Raw genomic sequence first — 12611 nt, 5'->3', positions numbered from 1 at the left:
GGCTTGCATGAACACCCGCTCTTCGGTTCGCCTGCTGGCTGCTGCAGCCTTGGCGCTGCTGCTCGGCGCCTGTGCCACCGCACCCAAGCCGTTGCGCGGCCAGTTCCCCAGCATCACCCCGCGCGATGCGGTCAGCGGCACCCCGCAGATCGGCGCGCAGGTGCGCTGGGGGGGCCGCATCGCGGAAACCAAACCCGGCCCGCACAGCACCTGCTTCCAGGTGATCTCATCGCCGCTGAGCGCCACCGGCCGGCCGCTGCGCGACGCGCCCGACGCCACCGACGGCCGCTTCATCGCCTGCCGGGCCGGCTTCTACGACCCGGCGATCTTTGCCGAAGGCCGCGAGGTCACTTTCATCGGCCGTATCGAAGGCATGGAGAATGCCCGCATCGGCGACTACGACTATCGCCTGCCGCGGGTGGCCGCCGACGTGGTGTACCTGTGGCCACAGATCCGCGAGGTAGAGGTGCGTCCTTATTATCCCTCGCCGTACTACTACGACCCGTTCTGGGGCCCGGGCTGGTGGGGCCCCGGCTGGGGTCCGCGCTGGGGCTGGTGAGCGGCAGCTTCCCGCCACATCGCCGGGACAGGAAAGGGCCGGAACATTCCGGCCCTTTTCAATTGCAGCTGACACACCAGCGGATCTCGATCAGCGGCCGGGAACACCGAAGTGGCCAAGCGGCGCCCCGGCCAGCAGGTGCAGATGGATGTGGTAGACGGTCTGGCCGGCATCCTCGCGGCAGTTCATCACCACCCGGTAGCCATTTTGCGCGAAACCTTCATCGCGCGCGTACTGCGCCGCGGCCACGACCAGCTTGCCCACCAGCGTGGCCTGGTCGGGGGTGAGATCATCCAGGGTCGGCACGTGCACGGCCTTGGGGATGAACAGCACATGCACCGGCGCCTGCGGCGCGATGTCCTTGAAGCCCAGCACCTCGTCGTCTTCATAGACGATGCTCGCCGGGAGTTCGCGACGGATGATCTTGCCGAAGATAGTGTCGTTCATGGGCTGGCCGAATGCATTGCGGATGAGCGCACAAGCTTAGCTTCCGCGCGATGACTGGCAAGCGCTCAGCCCATCTCGCTGCGCGAGCCGAATGCGTGCGAGAGCGTGCCGCGGTCCACATATTCCAGCTCGCCGCCCAGCGGCACGCCGTGGGCCAGGCGCATCGGACGCACCTTGGCCTGGCGCGCCAGTTGCGCCAGGTAATGGGCGGTGGCCTCGCCTTCCACGGTGGGATTGGTGGCGATGATCAGCTCGCTGACCTCACCTTCGGCCAGGCGCGCGGACAGGCGCTCCAGCCCCAGCTCGCGCGGGCCGATGCCATCCAGCGGCGACAGCCGCCCCTGCAGGACGAAGTACAGGCCGCGATAGCCGGTGGCCTGCTCGATCGCCAAGCGGTCGGCCGGGGTTTCCACCGCGCACAGCTGGTGCCGGTCGCGGCTGGCGCTGGCGCAGATGGCGCACAGCGGGCCTTCGGTGAAGTCGCGGCACTGCGCGCAATGGCCGACGTGCTCCATCGCCTGGGCCAGTGCGGCGGACAGGCGCCGGCCGCCGTCGCGGTCGCGCTCCAGCAGCTGGTAGGCCATGCGCTGGGCGCTCTTGCCGCCGACCCCGGGCAGCACGCGCAGCGCGTCGATCAGTTGTTCCAGCAGCGAGGCACTCATGCGATGGCGGCGCGATGGCCTGCCGGCGCAAGGCCGACAGGCAGGATCCAGGGCAGGCTCAGAACGGCAGCTTCATGCCCGGCGGCAGCTGCATGCCGGCGGTGGCCGCGCCCATCCGGCTCTTGGACTCGACGTCGATCTTGTTGGACGCATCGTTGAAGGCGGCGGCGATCAGGTCTTCCAGCATCTCCGCATCGGACAACAGGGTCGGATCGATGCGCACCTTGCGGCACTCCTTGGCGCCGGTCAGGGTCACGCTGACCATGCCGCCGCCGGCGCTGCCGGTGACTTCCAGCCTGGCCAGTTCTTCCTGCGCCTTCTGCAGGTTTTCCTGCATCTTCTGCGCCTGCTGCATCATCTGGGCGATATTTCCACGCATCTTTTTTTACTCGTCGAAAGGGCGGATGGAATCGGGGACCACGCGCGCGCCCTGCTGCCGGATCAGGCGCTGCACGTCGGGGTGGTTCATGAAGCTTTCCTCGGCCAGGGACCGGCGCGCATCCTGCGCGCGCGCGTTGCGCTGGGCCAGGGTATCGCCGTGGTCGGCCGCGGACTCGAACACGATCCTGGGTGCCTGGCCCAGCGCCGCGGCAAGTGCCTGGGCCAGCTCACCGACCGAACGGTCGGTGCGCAGGTAGTCCAGACCCGGGGCCAGCGACAGCCGCAGCACCGCATCGCCATAGCCGGAAAACGCCGCATGGGCCGCCAGCTCCCTGGACGGGCCGGTGAGCCGGGACGAAGCCACCAGCGCCAGCCAGTGGTCTGCGTCGGCGATCCCTGCCACAGCCGCTGGCACCGGATCATGGACCGGCGCGCGATCAACCTTGCCCGAGGCGGCCACTGGCCGCTTGTCGAGCGCGCCCTGCGGTTCGGGCACTTGCCAGGGCGGCACCTCGTCTTGAACCGGGACAGGTGCGTGCCGTGGTGCGCAAGTCACTGGTACCGCAGCATCCGGCGATGCGACGGTCGCCCTCGGCTCGTTCCAGGGCGGCATCTGCCCGGGCGCGCGGTCTGCAGGCGTGTCCGCGGCAGGCGGCGCCGGCGGCGCAGGCGCATGGGATCGTTCAACCGGCGGTGCGGTCGCCGCTCCCGGTGCGAGCGGCGCCTGGCGCGACGCATCGCTCGGCGCCACGGCCGCGGCCGGCCCGGCCACCGGCGCAACCGCGCCAGCCGAAGCCTTCGCCCGGCCTGGCGCCGCGCCGGCCGGCGCGACATCGCCGGCATTGGCCGGACGGAACGCCAGCATGCGCAGCAGGCTCATTTCAAACCCGGCGCGTGGGCTCGGCGCCAGATACAGGTCGCGACGGCCGTTGAGCGCCATCTGGTACCACAGCTGCACCACTTCCGGCCGCAGCCGCTCGGCGAAGACCTGCGCATCCACGCCATCGGCCTCGATCGCCACGCCAGGCACCAGCTGCCGCACCTGGATGCGGTGCAGCGCCTCGGCCACCGCCTCCAGCACCCCGCCCCAGTCGGGCGAAAATTCGGCCACCGCGGCGATGGTCGCCATCAGCTGCGCGCCATCGCCATCGGCCAGGGCCTGCAACAGCGCCCCGACCTGGGTGCGGTCGACGCTGCCCAGCATCGTGCGCACCGCCGCATCGCCCAGCTCGCCGCCGGTGTAGGCGATGGCCTGGTCCAACAAGGAGAGCCCGTCGCGCAGCGAGCCATCGGCCGCCTTGGCGATCTGGCGCACCGCACCGTCTTCGGCAGGGATTGCCTCGGCGGCCAGGATCCGGCTGATCTGGCCGCCGATCTGCTCCTGGTCCAGGCGCTTGAGGTTGAACTGCAGGCAGCGGCTGAGCACGGTCACCGGCAGCTTCTGCGGGTCGGTGGTGGCCAGCAGGAACTTCACGTGCTCCGGCGGCTCTTCCAGGGTCTTGAGCAGCGCGTTGAACGCCGCCTTGGACAGCATGTGCACTTCGTCGATCAGGTAGACCTTGAACTTGCCGCGCGAGGGCATGTACTGCGCGTTCTCGATCACCTCGCGCACGTCGTCCACGCCGGTGTTGGAGGCCGCGTCGATTTCCAGCAGGTCGATGTAGCGGCCCGCATCGATGTCCAGGCAGGCCGGACACTGGCCGCACGGGTCGGCGCTGGTGCCGGTCTGGCAGTTCAGCGACTTGGCGAAGATGCGCGCGATGGTGGTCTTGCCGACGCCGCGGGTGCCGGTGAACAGGAAGGCATGGTGGATGCGGCCGCTATCCAGGGCGTTGGACAGGGCGCGGACCACGTGCTCCTGCCCGACCAGCTCGGCAAAACGCTTGGGGCGCCACTTGCGGGCCAGGACGAGATAGGACATGGCCACATTGTGCCACGCACCCGCCGCAAGTCCTGGCGATCGGCGCCAGTTGAACAGCAGCGAACGGGCCGCTCGCAATAAACCCGCGCCGCGGCTAGAATCTGCGCCCCTGGGCACGGCCGCCGGCCGTGTTCAGGTCCCGGAGAGGTGTCCGAGCGGTTGAAGGAGCACGCCTGGAAAGTGTGTAAGCGTCTAAACCGCGCTTCGGGGGTTCGAATCCCCCTCTCTCCGCCAGTTTTGAAAGTGTTGAGTAGGCTCCAGACGCGTGAGTTTCGCCGGCGTCTTGGTGAGGGGGTGAGAACCCCCGGTTCGACGAATCAGCAGGAGCTGATTCGCACGGCGAAGCCGCCCGCAGGGCGAGGCACAGGGACGTGCCGAGTGAATCCCCCCTCTCTCCGCCAGTTTTGAAAGTGTTGAGTAGGCTCCAGACGCGTGAGTTTCGCCGGCGTCTTGGTGAGGGGGTGAGAACCCCCGGTTCGACGAATCAGCAGGAGCTGATTCGCACGGCGAAGCCGCCCGCAGGGCGAGGCACAGGGACGTGCCGAGTGAATCCCCCCTCTCTCCGCCAGTTTTGAAAGTGTTGAGTAGGCTCCAGACGCGTGAGTTTCGCCGGCGTCTTGGTGAGGGGGTGAGAACCCCCGGTTCGACGAATCAGCAGGAGCTGATTCGCACGGCGAAGCCGCCCGCAGGGCGAGGCACAGGGACGTGCCGAGTGAATCCCCCTCTCTCCGCCAGTTTTGGTCATTGCTTTCCACAATGATGCAGCAAACCCGGGCCGCGCCTTAAGGTGCGGCCCGCGTCCATGGTGGCCCCGTCGGCCCCTCGCGACGCTAGGTCGAAAACTCCGCCAGGGCCGGAAGGCAGCAACGGTATTGACTGATGCGGGCGCCGAGGTCAGCCGGCGGGGCCGCCACCTTTTTTGGGATTGGTCGTTTTGGCCACGGCAAGCGCAGCCCTGTCTCTGCGGGCTGCTCCTGCGCGCCCGGCAGACGATGCCTCGCGCGTTGATTTTGATTTTGCTGTTGCCTGTCAGCTTCACCTGACCGAGCCGTCAAGCGAGCCGAGCAGTGAAGTCGCGCCGCGAAGCGGCGTAGCTTTCAACGGCAAAGCCGGTCGAGCCTTTGATCCGACTTCAGGGAAGCGCGCGAACCATCCAGGCGACTCAGGAGCGAGTCGGATCAATCCACGCCCGGCCCCGGCGGATGCAGCCATTGGTCGGCGCCACTGCTGTAGTGCTCCTGCTTCCAGATCGGTACCCGCGCCTTGGTCTGATCGATGATCCAGCGACAGGCGGCAAAGGCGCCATCGCGGTGCCCAGCCGACACCCCGACCCACACCGCCATCTCGCCGATCGCCAGCGCGCCGGTGCGGTGCACGCAGCGCGCATCGAGGATGTCGAACTTCGCCAGTGCCTCTTCGATGACCTTCTCGCCCTCGGCCTGGGCCAGTGCGGCATAGGCCTGGTACTGCAGCCCGCGCACGGACTGACCCTGGTTGTGGTCGCGCACCCAGCCTTCGAAGCTGGCGAAGGCACCGGCGCGCGCATCCAGCAACTGACCGCGCAGCGAAGCGGTCTCGATCGGATCGGCGGTGAGGGAAAAACGCGGCATTCAGCCTCCGCTGACCGGCGGGATGAAGGCGACCTGCGCGCCTTCGGCGAGCGCATCGTCCCAGCGCGCAAACGCGCCGTCCACCGCCACGCGCAGATGCGGCATCTCCCAGTTGAAGCCGTGGCGCGCGCGCAGCTCTGCATACAACCCGGCCAGGTCGGCCGCGGTGGTCTGCACGGCTTCGGCGTCCACGCCGGCGGCCTGGCGCAGGCTGGCGAAATACAGCACCTGCACGCCGGTCACGCGCCCACTCCGAAATCGCGCTTGCCGCCGTGCTTGCCCAGCAACTGCGCAGGCCCGACCACGATGGCGTGCGAGAGCGCCTTGCACATGTCGTAGACGGTCAGCGCGGCCACGGTCGCCCCGGTCATCGCCTCCATTTCCACGCCGGTGCGGTGGGTGGTGCGCACGCTGCATTCGATCCGCAGGGTGTCATCGCCGTGCCAGTCGATCGCCAGCCGGCAACCATCGATGGGCAGCGGATGGCAGAACGGGATCAGTTCGTGGGTGCGCTTGACCGCCATCGTCCCGGCGATCACGGCGGTCTCGACGATACCGCCCTTGGCGCTGCGCAAGGCGTCGCGCCGCAGCTGGGCGGCCACCTCCGTGGGAAACACCACCAGGCACTGCGCCGTGGCCTGGCGCGCGCTCACGGCCTTGTCCGACACATCGACCATCGCCGGCTGCCCGGCGGCGTCCAGATGGGTCAATCCACCGACCAGACGTGCTTGCTCAACCATCATTCAACCCCCGATCAGGAACATTTCCACGCGCTTGCGCGGTGGCTGCGCGGCCTGGCCGCGGATTTCGCTGTAGCGGTCGCCGCGCCGCGACCACAGGCCGGACAGGCGCTGCGCTAGGGCGCTCTCGCCCTGGGCCAGCGCCGGGCGCAGGTCGGTGCCGGTGCCGGAGAACAGGCAGGTGTACAGATGTCCGTCGGCCGACACGCGCGCCCGGTGACAATCCCCGCAGAACGGCGCGGTCACCGAACTGACAAAGCCGATCTCCCCTGCCCCGTCGTGGAAGGCATGGCGTTCGGCCACTTCACCGCGATAGTGCGCATCCAAGGCATGCAGCGGCCAGCGTGCGTGGATGCGCGCGTGCAGTTCCCGCGAGGGCACCACCTGGTCGGCGCGCCAGGCGTTGCAGGTCCCCACATCCATGAACTCGATGAAGCGCAGCACGTGGCCACTGCTGCGGAAGTGCTCGACCAGCGGCAGCACCTGGTCCTCGTTGGCCCCGCGCTGGACCACGCAGTTGAGCTTGAGCGAGGAGAACCCCGCGCGCTCGGCCGCGGCGATGCCATGCAGGACCGGCTCGATGTCACCGCGCCCGCCGGACATGGCCTGGAAGCGCGCCGGTTCCAGCGCATCCAGGCTGATGGTGAGGCGACGCAGGCCGGCATCGCGCAGCGCCTGGGCGTGATGGTCCAGCAGCGAACCATTGGTGGTCATGGCCAGGTCGTCGATGCCTTCGATCCGTGCCAGCCGTTCGACCAGCCTGGGCAGATCCTTGCGCAGCAGCGGCTCGCCGCCGGTCAGGCGCAGCTTGTTGACGCCCACCCGCGCAAAGCCGCGGACCAGGGTCTCGATCTGGTCGAAGGACAGGCGCGACGCCGCATCCAGCCCGTAGTCGTCGGGCACCCTGTCGGCCGGCATGCAATAGCCGCAGCGGAAGTTGCAGGCTTCGATCACCGACAGGCGCAGGTCGCGCAGCGGCCGGCCGCGCTGGTCCAGCGGCAGTTCGGGCATGCGCACGATGGCGTTCATCAGCTGGAAGTATGGGGCGTCATCGGATTGGGCAACGCTAGCAGCTGGCCCGGCAAGGCCACGTGGTGGCCGCGTGCAGCCAGGGCCTGGGCGTCGCGCATGCTGGCGTGGTGGTACAGCACGCAGCGGGCCAGCAGCTGCGGGGGGTATTCGCGTTCCAGATCGTCGATGCCGCTGTGCGAGGGATTGCCGTGCACGGCGCAGTCGTGGGCGATCACCTCGTCGGCATCGGCATAGCAGGCCAGCATCTCCGGAATCGGCCGGGTGTCTCCGGTCCACACCAGCGAGCCGGGCAGGCGCAGGCCGAAGGCGGTCTGCGGCCAGTGATGGCGCACCGGGAACACCTCCAGCCGCACCCGGTCATGCCAGAACGCCTCGCCCACCGGCACCAGCCGGAACGCATCCCAGAAGTTCCCCCCGCCTTCGGCCAGCACGTTGGGATACTCGGCCACGCGCTGGTGCAGCAGCGGCACGATCGGCGCCGGCACGTACAGCGGCAGCTGCCCGCGCCGGGCCGGGTCGAAGTAGACGCTGCCAAACAACCGTTCGAACCCGCCGACATGGTCCAGATGGGCATGGGTGACGAACACCGCCGATGGCACCTGTCCATAGTGGGCGATGAACGCATCCAGCCCCGCGTTGCCGCAGTCGATGGTCAGCCACGGCGCACCGTCGCGCTCGATCGTGGCCATCGCCGAGCCCAGCGCCACCGCCGAGGCATTGCCCACGCCCTGGAACCGCAGCGCCCAGCTCAAAAGCCCCGCTCCCAGGCCTGGTCGTAGGCCCGGCGCAGGCGGGCGTAATCGGCTTCCACGTCCTGCACGCTGCGCTGGCCGCGCAGCTTGAGCAGCGAACGCTTGAGCCGGGCCAGATTGGCCTGGCGCCAGCGCGTGGCCGGGATGCGCAGCACGCCGCGGTCGAAATCGATCAGCCAGCCGCGGCCCTGCGCGTCGAACAGGATGTTGTGCGCGTTGAGGTCGGCATGGTCCAGGCCGGCGCGATGAAAGCGCGCGATGAGCCGGCCAGTTTCCTCCAGCGGCGCGTCGCTGCCGGCCACCTGCACACGGTCGGCCAGCGAGCGCACTTCGGACAACCGCTCCACCAGGATCGCAGCGCGGTAGCCCAGGCCTGAGTGCAGGTAGCTGGCCACGTACGGACGCGGCACCGGCAGGCCCTTGGCCAGCAGCGCGCGGGTCAGGCGGAATTCGGCAAAACTGCGGGTGCGGTTGGCACCGCGCCACAGGTAGCGGTCGGTGCTGACGCGGGCGGCCAGGCCGCCGCGCTTGTACAGGCGCAGCAGGCTGGGACCGAACGGCGCATCGATGAACCACGCGCCACCGCGCCCGCCACTGTCCACCGGACGCGCGCGTTCGCCCCAGTAGCCGGGGTCCATCCATTGCGCCTCGGCTTGCCGAAGGCGCTGGCGGTCGAACAGAATCGCCCCGTCGCCGCCCTGATCGGCGTACGGCACCAGCACTTCCGTCGCGTCAAAAGCGGCCATCGCGCGAGTCTAACAACTTTGTCCAACGCCCCTGAGTCCCTGTGTCTGCTGCGCCTGTCGGCGCTGGGCGATGTCACCCACGTGGTGCCGCTGGTACATACCCTTCAGCGCGCGTGGCCAACGCTGGACCTGCACTGGATCATCGACGGCGCCGGCCACAGGCTGCTCGATGGCCTGCCCGGCGTGCACTTTCACCCCTATGACAAGCGCACCGGCCTGGCCGGTATGCGCGCGCTGCGCCGCACGCTGCCCGGACGCTTCGATGCGCTGCTGCAGATGCAGGTGGCATTGCGCGCCAATGTGCTGTCGGCGTTCGTGCCGGCGCGGCGCCGGATCGGCTACGACCGCAGCCGCGCCAAGGACCTGCACGGGCTTTTCATCAACGAACGCATCCCCGATCGCCCCGGCATCCATGTGCTCGATGCGATCGGCAGCTTCTGCGAGCCGCTGGGCCTGAAGCAGGACACGGTGCACTGGGACCTGCCGGTGCCGCAGGCCGCGTTCGACTGGGCCGGCGCGCAATGGCCCGACGATGGTCGGCCGGTGCTGATGATCTCGCCATGCTCCAGCCACGTGCACCGCAACTGGTATCCGGACCGCTACGCCGCCCTGGCCGACCACGCCGCCGCGCGAGGCTGGCGCATCGTGCTGTGCGGCGGGCGCAGCGCGCTGGAGCGCCACAGCGCCGATGCCATCGCCGCGCAGATGCGCGCCCCGGTGCTGGACCTGGTCGGCAAGGACACGCTCAAGCAGCTGCCCGCACTGCTGGCCCGCGCCACCCTGGTGGTCACCCCGGATTCTGGCCCGATGCACATCGCCAATGCGATGGGCACCAAGGTGTTGGGCCTGCATGCGGCCAGCAATCCGCGGCGCAGCGGGCCGTATTCGGACCTGCGCTATTGCGTGGACCGCTACGACGCGGCCGCGCGCAGGTTCCTGCGCAAGCCGGCGACCGAGCTCAAGTGGGGCACCAAGATCGAATTGGACGGAGTCATGGCCCTGGTGACCACCGAGGATGCCATCGCCGCATTCGAGCGCTATCGGGCCGACCATCCCGCGCTGAGCTGGTGATTCCTGGAAAGCGAGAAGGAGCGCAGCGGCGGCCTTTCAGGATTGACCGCTGGATCGATCAGGGACTTGCAGCCTCGGATGAATAATCCTCGTAGGATTTTTCTTCCACATACGCCGAGCCCAGCGCCAGGTTGATGTCCTTCTTGATCCGCGCGCGGGTGTCGTTTTCGAAGTACACGCTGCGGGCCAGACCGATGAATTCCTCGTCGAAGGCCTGGGCCTTCTCCTTGCGGCGGATGTCATCCTCGATCACCCACAGGCGCTCGTTGACCGCCTTCAACTCGGCGCGCAGCCTGGCCACGTCCTTGACTGCGGCCGGGTGGGCCATCCAGGTCTGTTCCAACGCCGACAGTTCCCTGCGCACGTTGGCCAGCTTGGCCGCATCGGTGATGCGCTCGGACTTGATCTGCAGGATGGAGATCTTGTCCAGCAATTCGCCAAAGGATACGGGGATCAGGATCTCGGACATGGTGCGCGCCGACGGTGAGAAGGCATCCAGTTTAACCGGCGATCCGGCGGCACCATGCCCGGCTCAGGTGATGGACCAGCCTGCCTGGTCCCATGCCGCACTGGCGGCCTCGGCCTCGGGCAGGTCGGTCTTCCAGCGGGAGGCGTCCAGCCGGCGTCCGGTCACTCCGTCCGAGTCCTGCGAGGCAAGCCAGAGCAGCGGCCGGACCATGATCGCCGGATCGAGCAGGCCGGCCCGCGCCGCTTGCGGCAGGCCTTGCGGAATCATGCCGGTGGCCGTCGCGCCGCCCGGCAGCAGTGCGTTCACCGTCACCCCCGTGCCGTCCAGGTCCTGGGCCCAGATGATGGTCTCCGATTCCAGTGCCGCCTTGGACGGGCCGTAGGGCGAGAAGCCGCGCCGGCGCATGGTGGCGTGGTTCATCGTAATGTTGACGATGCGTCCGCGGCCTGCCGCGATCATCATCGGCACCGCCGCCCGCGCCATCAGGAAGGGTCCGTTGACGTTGGTGTCGATCACCATGCGCCACACGTCCGGGTCGGTTTCCCAGAACCGCGTCGGCTCGGTCAGGAAGCGCTCGCTGACATACTTCATTCCGCGACCGGCGTTGTTGACCAGGATGTCCAGGCGGCCAAAGCGATCAGCCGCCATGGCCGCCACGCGCGCGCAGTCCTGCTCGCGCGTGACATCAGCCAGAACTGGAATCACCCGCTCGTTCCCTGCCTGGCGGGCCACGGCCTCCACTTCGCTGGACTCGCGCGATGCGGTGGTGATGACCTGCGCACCTTCTGCCGCAAGGCCCAGCACCATGGCCCGGCCCAGGCCGCGCCCGCCGCCAGTGACGATGGCGACCTTGCCCTCCAGCCGCCGGCCGCTCAACGGTTCAGCGCCTGCATCTGAGGGGCGGCATAGCGCGTGCCTGCGGCGGCACCGGGCGGCAGGATCGCATCGATCCGGGCGCGGTCCTCGGCGGTGATCTGCACTTGGAGCGCCCCGACGTTTTCCTCCAGCCGGGCACGTTTCTTGGTTCCAGGGATCGGCACGATGTCCTCACCCTGGGCAAGGAGCCAGGCCAGCGCCAGCTGAGCCGGCGTGCAACCCTTCTCCTGCGCCATCTTTTCGATCTCGCTCACCAGATCCAGGTTCTTCTGGAAGTTCTCGCCCTGAAAGCGCGGCGAGTGCCGGCGATAGTCATCCTCGGCCAGGTCCTCGATGCGGCGGATCTGTCCGGTGAGAAAACCGCGCCCGAGCGGGCTGTAGGCGACATAGCCGATGCCCAGTTCGCGCACCGTGGGCAGGATCTGTTCTTCAGGCTCGCGGCTCCAGAGCGAATATTCGGTCTGCAGCGCCGAGATCGGGTGAACGGCATGGGCGCGGCGGATGGTGTCCGGCGCGGCCTCGGACAGCCCCAGGTAGCGCACCTTGCCGGCCTTCACCAGCTCGGCCATGGCGCCCACCGTTTCCTCGATCGGCGTGTTCGGGTCGACCCGATGCTGGTAATACAGATCGATGTGATCGACCCCGAGCCGCTTGAGCGAGGCGTCGCAGGCCTGACGCACGTACGGCGCATCGCCGCGAATGCCCAGATATTCACCCTTCTCGCTGCGGACATTGGCGAATTTTGTCGCAAGCACGACCTGGTCGCGGCGATCGGCGATCGCCTTGCCGACCAGAACCTCGTTGGTGAACGGCCCATACATGTCGGCGGTGTCCAGGAAGGTGACACCCAGCTCGAGCGCGCGGTGGATCGTCGCAATCGCCTCGGCCTCGTCGCGGCCGCTGTAAAAGTCCGACATGCCCATGCAGCCAAGGCCCAATGCCGAAACCTGTAGCCCCTGCGAGCCCAGCTTGCGTGTTTGAATCTGCATCACGTACTCCTCAGAACCTGTCCGCCTTGTGACGGGGCAAGGCGCCCCTTTTTTGATGTGGCCCCCGCTGCGATACGGTCCGTCAGCGGCCATGCCAGACGATGGATCCACGGTCGTATGACTGGATCAGCCTGCAGCCGAGCGGGACCCCGAGAATTTTCGCGCGCCGGGTGTTAAGGCACGGCGTTTGCCGTCGCAGCATTTGTCCGCTGCGTCCGCCAGCGGCAGCGCTGCCGGTTGACTGAGGTCAACGCATCCTGATCACGGGCTTGCGACAATCATCGCGGCAGCTGCGCTGGCGGTGCACTACGCGCCATCGCCCACGGCGTTTTGCCAGCTCGCAAGGCAGTCCATCG

15 protein-coding genes, 1 tRNA gene and 1 other RNA gene are annotated in these 12611 nt (G+C 68.3%); 4 read left to right on the top strand and 13 right to left on the bottom strand.

Translation table 11 applies throughout. From position 1 onward, the window contains the following. Positions 1 to 7 precede the first annotated feature (7 nt). A complete protein-coding gene (locus D9R12_RS09125; protein ID WP_122229874.1) occupies positions 8 to 559 on the top strand; it encodes a Slp family lipoprotein in 552 nt (183 codons plus the stop codon). Positions 560 to 649: 90 nt separating this feature from the next. On the opposite strand, the gene D9R12_RS09120 is transcribed toward D9R12_RS09125, so the two are convergent. From D9R12_RS09120 to dnaX, 4 genes are all read right to left on the bottom strand, one after another. Continuing rightward, a complete protein-coding gene (locus tag D9R12_RS09120; RefSeq protein ID WP_122229872.1) occupies positions 650 to 1006 on the bottom strand; it encodes a histidine triad nucleotide-binding protein in 357 nt (118 codons plus the stop codon). 65 nt (positions 1007 to 1071) lie between these two features. Then, a complete protein-coding gene (gene recR, locus D9R12_RS09115) occupies positions 1072 to 1668 on the bottom strand; it encodes a recombination mediator RecR (protein WP_014161157.1) in 597 nt (198 codons plus the stop codon). Positions 1669 to 1726: 58 nt separating this feature from the next. Next, a complete protein-coding gene (locus tag D9R12_RS09110) occupies positions 1727 to 2047 on the bottom strand; it encodes a YbaB/EbfC family nucleoid-associated protein (RefSeq protein WP_122229870.1) in 321 nt (106 codons plus the stop codon). A 6-nt stretch (positions 2048 to 2053) separates the two neighbouring features. Continuing rightward, complete coding sequence (gene dnaX / locus D9R12_RS09105) at positions 2054 to 3970, bottom strand: DNA polymerase III subunit gamma/tau (protein WP_122229869.1); 1917 nt, start codon at positions 3968 to 3970, stop codon at positions 2054 to 2056. 141 nt (positions 3971 to 4111) lie between these two features. Here dnaX and D9R12_RS09100 point away from each other — a divergent pair. Next, a tRNA-Ser gene (locus tag D9R12_RS09100) sits at positions 4112 to 4204 on the top strand. Between the two features lie 577 nt (positions 4205 to 4781). Continuing rightward, an RNA gene (ffs, locus tag D9R12_RS09095) (signal recognition particle sRNA small type) lies at positions 4782 to 4878 on the top strand. 270 nt (positions 4879 to 5148) lie between these two features. Here the strand turns inward: ffs and D9R12_RS09090 are convergent. Genes D9R12_RS09090 through D9R12_RS09065 form a run of 6 tightly spaced genes read right to left on the bottom strand, consistent with a single transcriptional unit; the run spans position 5149 to position 8850 of the window. Further along, complete coding sequence (locus D9R12_RS09090; RefSeq protein ID WP_014161206.1) at positions 5149 to 5580, bottom strand: molybdenum cofactor biosynthesis protein MoaE; 432 nt, start codon at positions 5578 to 5580, stop codon at positions 5149 to 5151. Beyond that, positions 5581 to 5823 carry a MoaD/ThiS family protein gene (locus tag D9R12_RS09085; RefSeq protein ID WP_014161207.1) on the bottom strand — a complete coding sequence of 81 codons (243 nt, stop codon included), beginning with the start codon at positions 5821 to 5823 and terminating at the stop codon, positions 5581 to 5583. It lies immediately after the preceding gene. Further along, positions 5820 to 6323: a cyclic pyranopterin monophosphate synthase MoaC gene (moaC, locus tag D9R12_RS09080; RefSeq protein ID WP_014161208.1), complete on the bottom strand. Its 504-nt coding sequence runs from the start codon at positions 6321 to 6323 to the stop codon at positions 5820 to 5822. The genes D9R12_RS09085 and moaC overlap by 4 nt, the downstream gene beginning before the upstream one ends. Further along, on the bottom strand, positions 6324 to 7349 hold the full coding sequence (gene moaA / locus D9R12_RS09075) for a GTP 3',8-cyclase MoaA (protein WP_122229867.1): 1026 nt from the start codon (positions 7347 to 7349) through the stop codon (positions 6324 to 6326). Beyond that, a complete protein-coding gene (locus tag D9R12_RS09070; RefSeq protein ID WP_014161210.1) occupies positions 7349 to 8104 on the bottom strand; it encodes an MBL fold metallo-hydrolase in 756 nt (251 codons plus the stop codon). Before D9R12_RS09070 ends, moaA begins: the two co-directional genes overlap by 1 nt. Then, a complete protein-coding gene (locus D9R12_RS09065) occupies positions 8101 to 8850 on the bottom strand; it encodes a 3-deoxy-D-manno-octulosonic acid kinase (RefSeq protein WP_014161211.1) in 750 nt (249 codons plus the stop codon). The genes D9R12_RS09070 and D9R12_RS09065 overlap by 4 nt, the downstream gene beginning before the upstream one ends. Positions 8851 to 8868: 18 nt before the next feature. Between D9R12_RS09065 and D9R12_RS09060 the strand changes: the two genes are divergently transcribed. Beyond that, positions 8869 to 9921 carry a glycosyltransferase family 9 protein gene (locus D9R12_RS09060; RefSeq protein ID WP_122229865.1) on the top strand — a complete coding sequence of 351 codons (1053 nt, stop codon included), beginning with the start codon at positions 8869 to 8871 and terminating at the stop codon, positions 9919 to 9921. 58 nt (positions 9922 to 9979) lie between these two features. Here the strand turns inward: D9R12_RS09060 and D9R12_RS09055 are convergent, their stop codons facing one another. The 3 genes from D9R12_RS09055 to D9R12_RS09045 form a co-directional block, all read right to left on the bottom strand. After that, on the bottom strand, positions 9980 to 10390 hold the full coding sequence (locus tag D9R12_RS09055; RefSeq protein WP_014161213.1) for a DUF6165 family protein: 411 nt from the start codon (positions 10388 to 10390) through the stop codon (positions 9980 to 9982). Between the two features lie 63 nt (positions 10391 to 10453). Then, a complete protein-coding gene (locus D9R12_RS09050; protein WP_122229863.1) occupies positions 10454 to 11266 on the bottom strand; it encodes an SDR family NAD(P)-dependent oxidoreductase in 813 nt (270 codons plus the stop codon). After that, positions 11263 to 12249 carry an aldo/keto reductase gene (locus D9R12_RS09045; protein ID WP_122229981.1) on the bottom strand — a complete coding sequence of 329 codons (987 nt, stop codon included), beginning with the start codon at positions 12247 to 12249 and terminating at the stop codon, positions 11263 to 11265. Before D9R12_RS09045 ends, D9R12_RS09050 begins: the two co-directional genes overlap by 4 nt. Positions 12250 to 12611: the final 362 nt, after the last annotated feature.

Source organism: Pseudoxanthomonas spadix (assembly GCF_003703395.1).
In the GTDB taxonomy this organism is placed as follows: Bacteria; Pseudomonadota; Gammaproteobacteria; order Xanthomonadales; family Xanthomonadaceae; genus Pseudoxanthomonas_A; species Pseudoxanthomonas_A spadix.
Note: the sequence above shows the minus strand (reverse complement) of the source record. Positions and strands in the feature narration are given on the sequence as shown.